This window comes from Saccharothrix sp. ALI-22-I (assembly GCF_001984175.1).
Taxonomy (GTDB): Bacteria; Actinomycetota; Actinomycetes; order Mycobacteriales; family Pseudonocardiaceae; genus Actinosynnema.
In genome coordinates this window covers 207245-220359 of sequence record NZ_MTQP01000058.1, presented here as the reverse complement: position 1 = coordinate 220359, position 13115 = coordinate 207245, and the positions used below count along the sequence as shown (strand labels likewise).

General features: G+C 70.1%; 11 protein-coding genes. 8 read left to right on the top strand and 3 right to left on the bottom strand.

Going from position 1 to position 13115, the window contains the following annotated elements:
- From ALI22I_RS18120 to ALI22I_RS18100, 5 genes are all read left to right on the top strand, one after another.
- Complete coding sequence (locus ALI22I_RS18120) at positions 1–1212, top strand: sarcosine oxidase subunit beta family protein (RefSeq protein ID WP_077006678.1); 1212 nt, start codon at positions 1–3, stop codon at positions 1210–1212.
- Positions 1213–1235: 23 nt separating this feature from the next.
- Positions 1236–1499 (top strand): sarcosine oxidase subunit delta, encoded by a 264-nt coding sequence (locus tag ALI22I_RS18115; RefSeq protein ID WP_077006677.1) that lies wholly within the window; start codon positions 1236–1238, stop codon positions 1497–1499.
- Positions 1496–4228 carry a 2Fe-2S iron-sulfur cluster-binding protein gene (locus ALI22I_RS18110; RefSeq protein WP_077006676.1) on the top strand — a complete coding sequence of 911 codons (2733 nt, stop codon included), beginning with the start codon at positions 1496–1498 and terminating at the stop codon, positions 4226–4228. The genes ALI22I_RS18115 and ALI22I_RS18110 overlap by 4 nt, the downstream gene beginning before the upstream one ends.
- Entirely contained in the window at positions 4218–4712 is a 495-nt protein-coding gene (locus tag ALI22I_RS18105; RefSeq protein ID WP_077006675.1) for a sarcosine oxidase subunit gamma, read from the top strand. Before ALI22I_RS18110 ends, ALI22I_RS18105 begins: the two co-directional genes overlap by 11 nt.
- A gap of 661 nt (positions 4713–5373) precedes the next feature.
- Complete coding sequence (locus ALI22I_RS18100) at positions 5374–5727, top strand: PLD nuclease N-terminal domain-containing protein (protein WP_077006736.1); 354 nt, start codon at positions 5374–5376, stop codon at positions 5725–5727.
- A gap of 30 nt (positions 5728–5757) precedes the next feature.
- Here ALI22I_RS18100 and ALI22I_RS50950 read toward each other — a convergent pair whose 3' ends face one another.
- Entirely contained in the window at positions 5758–6576 is an 819-nt protein-coding gene (locus ALI22I_RS50950) for a GDSL-type esterase/lipase family protein (protein WP_077006674.1), read from the bottom strand.
- A 690-nt stretch (positions 6577–7266) separates the two neighbouring features.
- Between ALI22I_RS50950 and ALI22I_RS18090 the strand changes: the two genes are divergently transcribed.
- Together ALI22I_RS18090 and ALI22I_RS18085 are read left to right on the top strand one after the other, a co-directional pair.
- Complete coding sequence (locus tag ALI22I_RS18090) at positions 7267–8004, top strand: NPP1 family protein (RefSeq protein WP_077006735.1); 738 nt, start codon at positions 7267–7269, stop codon at positions 8002–8004.
- Positions 8005–8300: 296 nt separating this feature from the next.
- Positions 8301–9056, top strand: coding sequence for a cellulose-binding domain-containing protein (locus tag ALI22I_RS18085; RefSeq protein WP_077006673.1), 756 nt, complete (start codon positions 8301–8303; stop codon positions 9054–9056).
- 58 nt (positions 9057–9114) lie between these two features.
- On the opposite strand, the gene ALI22I_RS18080 is transcribed toward ALI22I_RS18085, so the two are convergent.
- Positions 9115–9759, bottom strand: a complete 645-nt coding sequence (locus ALI22I_RS18080; protein WP_143532275.1) for a hypothetical protein — start codon at positions 9757–9759, stop codon at positions 9115–9117.
- 76 nt (positions 9760–9835) lie between these two features.
- Positions 9836–12685, bottom strand: a complete 2850-nt coding sequence (locus ALI22I_RS18075) for an ATP-binding protein (protein ID WP_077006671.1) — start codon at positions 12683–12685, stop codon at positions 9836–9838.
- Here ALI22I_RS18075 and ALI22I_RS18070 point away from each other — a divergent pair.
- Positions 12671–12913 (top strand): hypothetical protein, encoded by a 243-nt coding sequence (locus tag ALI22I_RS18070; protein ID WP_077006670.1) that lies wholly within the window; start codon positions 12671–12673, stop codon positions 12911–12913. The two genes, ALI22I_RS18075 and ALI22I_RS18070, sit on opposite strands and share 15 nt — an antisense overlap.
- The last annotated feature ends 202 nt before the right edge of the window (positions 12914–13115 follow it).

Sequence of the window (13115 nt, the reverse complement as noted above, 5' to 3'; positions counted from 1 at the left end):
ATGACCAGGTCCGAACACCCCGAACACCTGTGGCGCAACCCGGACCCGAAGCCGTCCTACGACGTCGTCATCGTCGGCGCGGGCGGACACGGGTTGGCCACCGCGTACTACCTGGCGCGCAACCACGGCATCACCAACGTCGCCGTGCTGGAGAAGGGGTGGCTGGCGGGCGGCAACATGGCCCGCAACACCACGATCATCCGGTCCAACTACCTGTGGGACGAGAGCGCGGCGATCTACGAGCACGCGTTGAAGCTGTGGGAGACGCTGTCCGAGGACCTGGACTACGACATCCTGTTCAGCCAGCGCGGCGTACTCAACCTCGCGCACACGCTCCAGGACGTCCGTGACTCGGTCCGGCGCGTCAACGCCAACAAGCTCAACGGGGTGGACGGCGAGTGGCTGACGCCGGAGGAGGTCGCGAAGGTCTGCCCGATCGTCAACACCTCCCCCGACACCCGCTACCCCGTGCTCGGCGGCACCTGGCAGCCGCGCGCGGGCATCGCCAAGCACGACCACGTGGCCTGGGCGTTCGCCCGGCGCGCGGACGAGTACGGGATCGACCTGATCCAGCACTGCGAGGTGACCGGGTTCCTGCGGGACGGCGACCGGATCGTGGGCGTGCAGACCAACCGCGGGCCGATCCACGCGGGCCGCGTCGGGCTCGCCGCGGCCGGGCACTCCAGCGTGCTGGCCGACACCGTGGGCCTGCGGCTGCCGGTGCAGAGCCACCCGTTGCAGGCGCTGGTGTCCGAACTGCTCGAACCGATCCACCCCACCGTGGTGATGTCCAACCACGTGCACGTGTACGTGAGCCAGGCGCACAAGGGCGAGTTGGTCATGGGCGCGGGCATCGACACCTACAACTCCTACGGGCAGCGGGGCTCGGTGCACGTCATCGAGGACCAGATGGCCGCCGCGCTGGAGCTGTTCCCGATCTTCGCGAACGCCCACCTGATCCGGACGTGGGGCGGGATCGTGGACACGACACCGGACGCGTCGCCGATCGTCGGCCTCACCCCGCTGGAGAACCTGTTCGTCAACTGCGGCTGGGGCACCGGCGGTTTCAAGGCGACACCGGGCGTCGGCTGGGTGTTCGCGCACACCATCGCGACCGGTGAGCCGCACCCGTTGAACGAGCCGTTCAGCCTGGAGCGCTTCACCACCGGAGCGCTCATCGACGAGCACGGCGCCGCCGCCGTCGCGCACTGACGTCGCACTGAAGGAGTCTGTCGATGCTGCTGATCAGATGCCCCTGGTGCGGTGAGCGCGAGGAGACCGAGTTCCACTACGGCGGTCAGGCGCACGTCGCCTATCCCCCGGACCCGGAGGCCATGACCGACGAGGAATGGGCCGAGTACTTGTTCTTCCGGGACAACCCCAAGGGCGTGTTCGCCGAGCGGTGGGTGCACTCGGCGGGCTGCCGCCGGTGGTTCAACACCGTCCGGAACACCGTCACCAGCGAGTTCATCAGCGAGTTCGTCGAGGAGGGGCGATGAGACTGCCCAGAGGTGGGCGCGTCGACCGGTCCGCGCCGCTGCGGTTCACCCTCGACGACGTCGAGTACACCGGGTTCGCGGGTGACACACTGGCCTCGGCGATGATCGCCAACGGCGTGCTGACCGTGGCGCCCTCGATGTACCTGCGGCGGCCGCGCGGGATCGTGACCGCCGGGATCGAGGAGCCCAACGCCCTGGTGCAGGTCGACGGCGAACCGTCGTTGACGGCGACCACGGTGGAGCTGGTCGACGGGCTGTCGGCGACGACGTTGAGCGGGGTCGGGCGGCTGGAACCGGGGCCTGAGCTGGTGCACGACAAGAAGTACGTGCACACCGACGTCCTGGTGGTCGGCGCCGGACCGGCCGGGCTGGCGGCGGCGTTGGCCGCGTCCTCGGGTGGGGCGCGGGTGGTGTTGGTGGACGCCCAGCCGGAGCTGGGCGGCAGCCTGCTGTCCGAGGCTTCGCCGTCGACGTGGGTGGCCTCGGCTAGCGCGGAGTTGGCCGCTCGGCCCGAGGTCCGGGTGTTGTCGCGGGCGACGGCTTTCGGCTACTACGACAGCAACTACGTGCTGGTGGCGCAGAAGCGGCGGCTGTGGCACGTGCGGGCGCGGCGGGTCGTGCTGGCCACCGGGGCGCACGAGCGGCCGATCGTGTTCGGCGACAACGATCTCCCCGGCATCATGTCGGCTTCGGCCGTGCGGACGTACGTCAACCGGTACGCCGTGCTGCCTGGGCGTGAGGTGGTCGTGCTGACCACCAACGACAGCGCCTACGCGACGGCGTTCGACCTGGCCGCGGCGGGCGCGCACGTGGCCGCGATCCTCGACACCCGTGCGGTGCCGCCGGCCGACCTGGCCAGGCGCGCGGCGTCGCTGGGTATCCGGGTGTCGGCCGATCAGGTGGTGCGACGGGCCTCGGGTTCATCGCGGATCACCGGGGTGTCCACCGAGGATGGTTCCCTGAGCTGCGATCTGCTGGCGGTGTCCGGTGGGTGGAGTCCGGTGGTGCACCTGTTCAGCCAGTCGCGCGGCACGCTGCGGTGGGACGAGTCGCTCGCCGCGTTCGTCCCCGATGGCGCGGCGCAGGCGAACCGCGTGGTCGGCTCGGCGAACGGCGTGTTCGACCTGGCCGACTGCCTGGCCGAGGGTGTGACGGCCGGTGCCGAGGCCGCCGAACTGGTCGGGTACCCGGGTTCGACCCCGGAACTGCCGTTGGTCGGGGGCAGGAAGGCCACCGCGCCGCGTCCGGTGTGGCAGGCCCCTGACGAGCCGTCGCGGTGTTTCGTGGACCTGCAACGGGATGCGACCGTGGCGGACGTGCTGCGTGCCACCGGCGCCGGGATGCAGTCGCCCGAGCACGTCAAGCGGTACACCACCATCGGCACCGGTGCGGACCAGGGCCGGACGTCGAACGTGGTGGCGTTGGGCGTGATCGCCTCCGCGTTGGGCATGGGCTCCCCCGGCGAGCTGGGCACGACGACGTTCCGCGCGCCGTACGCGCCGGTGACGTTCGCGGTGATGGCCGGGCGCAACCGCGGCGCGCTGCACGACCCCGTGCGCACGACACCGATCCAGCCTTGGCACGTCACGGCGGGCGCGGTGTTCGAGGACGTCGGGCAGTGGAAGCGGCCCCGGTACTACCCGCAGGCGGGCGAGGACATGGACGCCGCCGTGCTGCGCGAGTGCCACGCGGCGCGCACGGGGGTCGGTGTGCAGGACGCGTCCACGCTCGGCAAGATCGAAGTGGTCGGCGCGGACGCGGGCGAGTTCCTCAACCGCATGTACACCAACGCGTTCAAGAAGCTCCCGGTCGGATCGGCGCGGTACGGGCTCATGTGCACGGCCGACGGGATGGTGTTCGACGACGGCGTGACCATGCGGCTGGCCGAGGACCGGTACTACGTCACGACCACGACCGGTGGCGCGGCTCGGGTGCTGGACTGGTTCGAGGAGTGGGCGCAGACCGAGTGGCCCTCGCTCGACGTGAAGTTCACCTCGGTCACCGAGCAGTGGTCCACCGTGGCGGTCGTGGGGCCGAAGTCGCGTGCGGTGATCGGCCTTCTGGCGCCGTCGTTGGACGTGTCGCCCGAGGCGTTCGGGTTCATGACGTTCCGGGACACGGTGCTGCACAACGGAATCCCGGCCCGGATCGCGCGGATCTCGTTCTCCGGCGAGCTGGCCTACGAGGTCAACGTCGCGTCGTGGTACGGGTTGGCGGTCTGGCAGGCGGTGCTGGCGGCGGGCGCGGACTTCGACATCACGCCGTACGGCACGGAGACGATGCACGTGCTGCGGGCCGAGAAGGGGTTCCCCATCGTCGGTCAGGACACCGACGGCACGGTGACGCCGCACGACCTGGGCATGTCGTGGATCGTGTCGAAGCAGAAGGATTTCGTGGGCAGGCGTTCGCTGCGCCGACCGGACTCGGTCCGCCCGGACCGCAAGCACCTGGTGGGCCTGCTGCCGGTCGAGCCGGACGTGGTGCTGCCCGAGGGCTCGCAGCTCATCGCCCCGGACACGCCGTTGACGCCGCCCGTGCCGATGCTCGGTCACGTCACGTCGAGCTACCGCAGCGCCGTGCTGGAGCGCGGCTTCGCCCTGGCCCTGGTGAAGGGCGGACGCGACCGCATCGGCGAGACCGTCCTCGCGCCGCTGGGTGACCGGCTGGTCGAGGCCACGGTGACCGAGCCGGTGTTCTACGACAAGGAGGGAGCACGCCGTGACGGTTGAGTCCTTGCGCCGCAGCCCACTGGCCGACCACCCACTGGTCTCGGGCCGGGGCGTGCGACTGGTGGAGGTCCCGTTCCTCACGGCGGTGAACGTGCAGGCCGCGCCGACCTTCCCGACGCCCCCTGCCGGCGAGGTCGCCGCGTGGGGCGAGCGGTCGGTGCTGTGGCTGGGGCCCGAGGAGTGGCTGGTAGTCGGCCCGGACGGCGACACGTTCGACCTACCCGGCGGTGTGGACGTGTCGGCGAACCGCACCACTCTCGAACTGAGCGGACCGAACGCGAGGGACGTCCTGGAGAAGGGCTGCACCCTCGACCTGCACCCACGGGCGTTCAGCGCGGGCCGCTGCGCCCAGACCACCCTGGCCCGGTCGCAGGTGCTGCTGTGGCAGACCTCGGACGACCCGGTGTACCGCCTGATGGTGCGGGGGTCGTTCGCGACCTACCTGGCCGACTGGCTCACCGACGCCGCCCAGGAGTACCTCTGACGGCGCGAACGAGCCCGCGCGGTCTGGCGACAGGGCACCGGAGCGGTGCCTGACGCGAGGCCGCGCGGGCTGCGGTGATCGGGTGCGATGACCCGGGTACACGCCGGCGGTCATACCTCAGGCGTCGAGCGACTTCACTCGGAACTTCACGCACGCCTGGCCGAGGCGAGTGGGCGGTGGTGGTCCGCTGCCCGTCGAGGTCGATCTCGTCGACCGGGTCGGCCATGAACTTCGCGTCCGGTGTGACGACGAGTCAGGTGGCGGAACCGTTCCACGCGGGCTTGGGGTCGACCGGCGCCGGAATGGTGGCGATCCGCTCGCCGGTCTTTTCGTCGGTGAACACGGCGGCCTCCCGATTGGTCCAGAAAGGACAAGCGGGGTTACCTTGGAGTTCACCACTTCCAAACGGCTTCGGTCCCGCTTCGCCACACCGGGGGATACACCGGACCGGGCAGCCGGGTAGCGGGGACGGTCCACCGCATGCAGATTCCATGCGGGATTCGTGCGCTCGATCCGGAGACTCCTCGAAAGTGGTCGACCTCGACGTCCGTTGCATCACAATCCGGCGGTCCGGGTTTCTCACCGGACTTTCCCCGTTCGCGTCATGGGCACGTGCGCCCCGCGCTATCGTGCGCCGACGACTTTTTGGGGGGTTGTGAACGTGCTGTATTTCGGGGGCTTCTTCGGCGTCCTCACGCTCGGTCTGTGGCTGTTCTGCCTGGTCGACGTCATCACCACGGACGACGGTGACGCGCGGAACCTGCCCAAGCTGAGCTGGCTGCTGATCGTGCTGTTCTTCCCGCTGGTCGGCTCGATCATCTGGCTGGTCGCGGGCAGGCCGGTGCGGGTGACCGGCAGGCCGCAGGCCTACGAGCGCAACATGCCCGCGTTCCCCGAGTACGACCGCCCCGGCCGGTTCGCCGCCGTCGACTCCGAGTCCGACGCCGAGTTCCTGCGCCGCTGCCGCGAGCGCGCCGAGGAGCAGCGGCGCAAGGCCCGCGGGGAGACCAACTAGGGCCCTCGGGTCCGTCACCGTTTGCCGGGGTCAGCGGCCTGTGGTGGTCAGGACGGCGGAGGCGATCGCCTCGTGGCCGGCGGGTGTGGGGTGCACGTCGGTGTGGCCGCAGAAGTACGTCAGCGCGCACACCTTCGCCACCGGCGTCGGGATCGGGCCGTAGGTCGGGTCCTGGGTGACCTCCGTCAACGGCCCGTAGCCCCCGGTCGTGGCGGTGACGTCGACGAACTTCGCCCCGATCTTCTCGTACTCGGCCTTGAGTGCGGCGTTGAAGAAGTCCCGGAACAGCGGCACCGACAGCCGCGCGAGGTTCTGCCCGTCCGGGAACACCGGCGACACCCAGGCACCGAGGAACACGTCCGGGTAAGTCAGGCCCACGATCGTGGCATCGCCGGCCGCTTCGCGCAGGGCAGGCAGGGTGGCGGCCAGGTTGGCCCGGACGTCGGCCACCGCTCGGGACGCGCACGCCAACGCATCCGACGCCCGAGCGCACGGCGCCAGGTCGTTGCCTCCGATCACCACCGTCACCAGACCCACCCGCCCCTGGTGCTCACGCAGCACCTGCACCGCCGCGTCGAGTTGGGTCCGGCCCGCCGGATCGGGCGCGTCAGGACCCCGATTGCCAGGTGCACACCCCGGCTCGGCCCGCACCTGCGCGGACGTGGCGCCGCTGCACGCGAGGTTGATCAACCGCAGACCCGACTGCTCGGCAACGAGGTAGGCAAAACCGTCCCTGGTAGCGCCCGCAGGTGCCCCGCCGTCCGCCGGGCGGTAACCGGTCGCGTACGAGTCACCCAACGACACGTACACCTGCTCGGCAGGCGGCGCACTGACGTTCGTGGACGTCACCGATGTCGTCCCGGAAGTCCCAGGGTCCCCCGTCGGCCCTCCAGTGCACGCCCCGAGCGCCACCAACAGCGCCCCGACCAGTGCCGACCGCCGAAGTCCCGGCACACCCAACCCCTTCCGTCCGACCTGTGACCGTCCCGGCTTCCCAGCGTACAGCGGGCCGAAGCTGCTCGTTTGATCCACAGTGGACAGAACGGTCAGCCGAAACAGATCCCAGCGCTTACCTCTGGTGCCGCGCCACCGGGACGAGGGATCGGGCTTTGCGTATCGAAACTTTCGTTTCTCAGCGATATGGAAACGTCGTGGCCCGCGTCGTTCCCCCAGAAAGCCGGGAGGCACCAGAACGTTCTCAACGATCTCACCGGCGGTCAAGGCGAAGTTCGCCAAGAGTCCACAATGGCCGATCAACGGTATTGGTAGAAATGGTCGAACGGGCGGCGGCGCGGGACAACGCCGGCTGGGGGAATAGCGGTGGACGGCGTTGTCACGACCATCGGCGGGTTGACCGGGCCCCGACGGGTGCTGGAGCCTCGGGCTGCGCCGGTGGTTCGTGTGCCGGCTCCCCCTCGGCCGCCGCCAACCCACCGACACCCGGATGAAGGGGCTTACGCCGTGGACGCGCACACAACTGACCGGCTCGGGCAGACCAACGGGGTACGGCAGACCGCACGCAAGACGCGTGTCACCCGGCTGCTGCACGGCTTGCTCGGCGCCATCCTGATCGCGGTGCTCGTGCCGGGGTCCGCGTGGGCCGACCCGCCGCAGGCACTGCCGGCGAACTTCACCGAGGCCGACGGCCGGTGGCAGCCCGCGTTCGACTACGACACCGACGGCTGCTACTCGACGCCCGCGATCTCCCCGTCCGGCGTGGTGGCCGGCGGTCTGAAGAACTCCGGCGCCCTCAACGGTCAGTGCCGCGACCAGTGGGACCTCGACAACACCAACTCGTACGCGCGGTCCAAGTGCAACAACAACTGGTGCGCCTACCTGTACGACCTGTACTTCGAGAAGGACCAGGCCGTGCCGGGCATCGACTGCTGCGGGCACCGTCACGACATCGAGCACGTCGTCGTCTGGGTCAGCGGCGACCAGGCGCAGTACGTGTCTACCTCCGCGCACGGCAACTACTCCACGCAGGCCCGTTCCCAGGTCGCGTGGGAGGGCACGCACGCGAAGGTCGTCTACCACAAGGACGGCGCGAGCACGCACTGCTTCCGCCTCGCGGGCGCGACGGAACAGCCGGAGAACCACTACCGCGCCTGGCAGTACCCCGACCTGGTCAGCTGGGACCGGTTCCCCTCCGGTGTCCGCGACACCCTGGTCCGCGCCGACTTCGGCAGCGCGAGCCTGGCCATCAAGGACGGCGCCTTCGAGAGCAACCTGGCCAAGGCCAAGCCGAGCGGCATCCCGTTCGACCCCTACGCCTGACCCCTGGCTTGGAAGGCCGCGATCCGGTCCCTCGTGGCGGGCGGGTTTGAGTACATCGGGAAGTGCCCGCCGCGTGGGACCTCGGCCAGTCCAGGTCGTTGTCGTCCACGACCCCAGTCGAACACCGGCCATCGACAGAGTGAAGACCCTGATGCCACTGGCACTGACATGCCGTGCGATCTGACCTGAGGGCGGTAGTGACGAAGATCACATGAACCGTGCCCGGCGTGGGGCCGTATTGCGTTCCGCATGCATGTCTGAGCGCGACCCGCCGCAGCACTTCCCCAGGAGCTCTCATGCACTTCGCTCGGATCGTCCGGGCAGCCCTCGTCGTCGCCACGACCTTGGTCGCGGCGGGTCTCGGCACGTCGACGGGCTCAGCGGACGCGGCAGGCGCAACGGTGGCCTGCGAGGTCGACTACACGATCACCGCCCAGTGGCAGGGTGGGTTCGGGACCAACATCACGATGGCCAACCTCGGCCGCCCGCTGTCGGGCTGGGTGCTGGAGTGGAGTTTCACCGCCGGGCAGAGGATCACCGCCGAGTCGTGGAACGGCATGTTCAGCCAGTCCGGCAGCACGGTGCGGGTGCACAACGCGAGCTACAACGGCACGGTGGCCACCGGCGCATCGGTCACGCTCGGCTTCAACGGCACCTGGTCGACCGCCAACCCGGCGCCGAAGTCGTTCAAGCTCAACGGCGTGCTGTGCACCGGCTCACCCACCACCACCACCACCACAACCGCGCCGCCACCACACGTCATCGCGCCGACCACGACGCAGCCGCCCGCCGAGATCACCACCACGACCACGACCGTGGCACCGCCACCACAGACCACGACGACGACCACGACCGAGCCACCCGCGCAGACGACGGCGCCGGACACGTTCGACTGGCCCACGACGAAACTGAAGGCAGTCGTCGCGCTGACCGCGGAGGACGAAAGCCTGGACACCGGCACGGCGCTCGTACCGTTGATCATCGGCCTGCTCATGCTGACCGGCGGCGTCATCCTGCTGCTCGAAATCCGCCGCCGCGTCCGGCGGACCTAGGGGCTAGGGACTAGGGACTAGGGACTAGCCCGAGCAGCGCAGGACGGAAACCTCACGGTCAGTTCGAGGCCGCCACCGGGGTTGGGCCGAGCGGCCAGGGCGGATGACGAACACCGGCGATGTCGCCACCGGATCGGCGTGGCCGGGACCGTGGACGGCGGAGACCTCGATGCCGATCGGCATGGTGGACGGACGGGTTCCCCGAACCACTGCACGTGGTTGTCGTCGAGGCTGCCCACCATGCCCGCATCGTGACCTCGGCGACCGCCTGCCGGACCGCCGCATCCGCCGGCAGCGCGGCGGTGATCTGCTGGTAGACGCGGCTGAACGCGGCCCAGTCGGCGTCCTTCCGGCCGGTGAGCGCGGGCATGGTGGCGTTGGGCAGATCGAGCCCGCGGCGTTGCAGTTCCCGGGTGAGCGCGGCGAACGCCGGCAGCAGCAGCGTGCGGTTGTCCAACACCGGACCGCTGTAGTAGTTGGCGAGGATGCAGTAGTACGCCTGCCCGATCGTGGTGACCGTCGTCGGTTTCGCGGGTGGTCTGGTGGGTGGTGTGGTCGGCGGCGGTGGCGTCGCGCAGGCCGGTGGTCGGGTGGCGGACTCGCTGTCGGAGTCCGCGGCGGCGCCCACGGTCGTCATGCCGTAGCCGATCACGGTGGCCACGGCCACTGCGGCGGCCGCTGCGGTGAACAGTCTCTTCTTCACGCCGTGCACCATTCCGGCCGCGCTGTTGCACGAACGCGAACGCGATCGTTAACGGCGCTGTAGCGGTGTCCTTGGTTCAGTAGATGCGCACCGAGGTGTAGAGCAGGGTGAAGCCGCTGTTGACCAGGGTCCCCGCGGAGTCGAAGCAGGCGATCCAGATCGAGGTGTCGTCCTTGTAGCTGTAGTCGTTGAGCTGCATGACGCTGCAGTGGTTGCCGTAGCCGACGGCGGTCACGTGCATGGTGCTGCGGATGTAGCCGTTGGTGAAGTGCGCCTTGTACTTGCCGGTCGAGATCCGTTCGAGCGTCATCGGGGCGTTGCCGGAGGCCCACCGCGTGTGGATGACCGGCGCGCTCGCCGTCGGTGAGTCGTCGGCGACGAGGTAGTCGCCGACGGGCTTGCGCGGGTCGTCGAGGATGTTCTGGTTGACGGCGAAGGCCGCGGTGAACATGGAGTCCGCCGCCGAGCCGCCCGGGGCCGTGCACGCCACGTCTACGAGCTGCCCGCGCCTGCCCGTCACCGCGCAGTGGCGTGGTGCCGTGCCGACCGCGGTCACCTCGACGGCGCCGCCCTGTGAACCGGGGAGGTCGGCGGTGTAGCGGCCGACGCCGGTCCTGGTGACCGCGCCCGCGTTCACCCCGTGCGTCCAGTCGGGGGTGAAGGTGGCCGATGTGGGTTGGTCGTCGAAGACGAACCCGCGCGCGCCGGAGGTCGATCCGGCGATGTAACGCAGGAAGAACGGCACGTCGGCGGGGTTCCCGCTGTGGTCGAAGCACACCACGTCGATCACCTCGTCGGCGCCGTCCTGGTACCAGCGCGACGGCTGGCAGAACACGCCGGGCCGGTAGCCGACGCTGCCTCCCCAGGCGGCGTAGTCCTGGGTGGTCACCTTCACGCTGCCGCCGGGTGCGCCGACCGCCGGCAGCCGGACCCGCTGCTGTCCGACCGCGACGTGCGTGGTGGTCGGGTAACCGGCGGCGGGCGAGGTCATCTCCCACGGGCCGTAGGTCCAGTTCGCTTCGTTGTTGTTCGGCACGGTCGGCCCGGAGAGCGCGTGGCTGCTCCCGATCGGGCGGTCGACGTTCCAGACGCGGACCAAACCCCACGTGGTGGCGATCTGCGGCCGGGACCCGGTGTTCGTTTCGGGGGTTTCGGTGTTCCCTCCACCCGGCTGCTGCCCGTCCGCTGCCACGCCACCCGATGTGCTCGTGGTACCGGTTGGCGAGGCTTGGCCCGGTGTCGTGGTGAGCGCGGGCCCGGTCGGCGGGGTGGTGGCCGTCGTGGTCGGTTGGGTGGAACGGTTCGGCGCGTCCACCGGTAGTCCTTGCACCGTGCCGCCGGACGTGGGCGGCATGGCGGTGGCCTCGTCGTGGCTGCCCGACGCCGACATGGTGGCCAGCACGAGACCCGCCACCGCCACCATCGAGACGGCTCCCCGGACGATCGCCGGGTTCTCCTGCACCAGCCGTGCCAGTTGGAGGCCTCCCGGCATGCCCGTCAGGACGTTGACGCACGCGTCGCGCACGGCCTTCACCCCGGCCGACGCCGAGGCCGCCGCGGTGCTGCCCACCTCGGCGACCCTGGCCAGGATACCGTCCACAGTGGACAGTGGCTGCCGGGCTGCGAGGTGCTGGACCTCCGCGTTCAGCTCCCGCACCCGAGTCGCGAGGTGCTCGTCGTTGTCGTCACGGCTCAGGCTCACGGCCGCGATCGCCAGTTCGGCGGCTTGCTTGTTGTCGCCGTCGTTGAGCCTGCACACGGCCAGGGTGTAATGGAAGGAGATCTGGTCGTGCACCGACTCCGCGCCCACCGCGGCACGCAACCCGAGTCCGAGCACGGTCGTCAACGCGCCCCAGTGCCGTGACCACACGAGCCCGGCGGACGCCGTGCGGGCCAGCGACAGCGCGGTGTCGTGCATCCCCGCGTCCAAGGTCCGCTTCAGCGCTGTTTCGATGACGCAGATCTCCCCGGCGATGACACCCGGCAGCGCCCGCGCCGCCCACTCCGTGATGCGCTCCACCAGCGAGACGAGTTCGGATTCCGCGATCGGCGGCTCGAACCCCGCCACCAGTGCGCCGACCCGGTAACGGCCGCCCTCGCAGTGCGCCAAGCGCTTGCGCGCCAGCTTGTCCGCACCATGGGCCTCGGGCACACCGCACACGGCGGAGAGCAACTGCTCGCCCCACCGCACGTCGCCCAACGCGACGAGCGGGCGCAAGGCCTCACGGGCCCGATCGGTGAGCGAGTCGAGCACGATGGGGACGACCTGCGCGAGCGCCTCGGCGTCGGACAGGCCTTCGGGCACCGTTCCCAAGCGGCGGGCGGAGTCGCGCACCACGGCGCGCTCCAGGATGTCGAGGGGATTGCCGTCGCGCGCGTCCCAGTCGTTTGCGACCGTCTCGACGTCGAGCGGCTCACCGAGCTCGTCGCGGACCATCGCGAGCGTGTCGTCGAAGGACAGCCCGCCCAACGACCGCTGCTTGCCCACCGCCCACAGGTCGTCGCGCCGGGTCGACAGGACGAACACGCCGCGAGGCATGGCCGACAGCACCCGGCGCGCTTCGTCGAGAGGCAGGTCGACGCCGTCGAGCACGACGAGCGCGCGGACGTCACCGAGCAGTTGCCGGGCAAGGCTGTCCGGCACCGCCGTGTCCGGATCGACCTCGTAGCAGGCGTGCACGAGCTCCCGGAGGATGTCCGTGGCGCCCCAGGGAGCCGCGTCGAGCCACAGCAGACCCGCGTCGTCGGCGACCACTCCCCCGGATAACGCCCCGGTGTTCGCGGCGTGCTGGAGCAGCAGGGTCTTGCCGATGCCCTTCGGGCCCGCCACCACGACGTGCCTGCCCGCTGCCACGGTGTCGCGCAGGAACGACAGGTCGTCTTCGCGACCCCGTACCGGCGAGCGCAGGGTGTGGGTGAGGTTCACCGGCAGAGGCCGCCGCACCAGGTCGCTCCGCCGGAGGACTTCGCGCTGCGCTTCGCGCCGCTGATCGACCGCCAGGTGGACATGAAGATCCCGCCCGGCCTGCAAGACCTGTGCAGCTCCCACTGCCACGGCCTGCTGGCCAAGCGCCCCTTGCCCGGCTTCGGGCTCTCGCCGAGTATCCACCGCTGCTCATCGTCCCGCGACGACCCGCGTCAAGGTCCGCAATGATGCGGCCTGACAGCGGCAAATGCCGGATCGGGTGAACCGGAGAGACGACCGCTTCCTCCCGCTGTCGCGGCACAAGCTGGTTCCCGTTGGCACCATTACTTCAGCGCGTCGCACTCCCCGACCGTCTCCGATGAGCACCACACCGGGACGGTCTGCGCTGGAACGAACCGGCCACAAACCGGCCAAGTGTGGCCGGTGGCCT

Coding starts and splice junctions, on each gene's coding strand:
- ALI22I_RS18120 (WP_077006678.1), top strand. CDS start 1: ATGACCAGGTCCGAACACCCCGAACACCTGTGGCGCAACCCGGACCCG.
- ALI22I_RS18115 (WP_077006677.1), top strand. CDS start 1,236: ATGCTGCTGATCAGATGCCCCTGGTGCGGTGAGCGCGAGGAGACCGAG.
- ALI22I_RS18110 (WP_077006676.1), top strand. CDS start 1,496: ATGAGACTGCCCAGAGGTGGGCGCGTCGACCGGTCCGCGCCGCTGCGG.
- ALI22I_RS18085 (WP_077006673.1), top strand. CDS start 8,301: ATGCACTTCGCTCGGATCGTCCGGGCAGCCCTCGTCGTCGCCACGACC.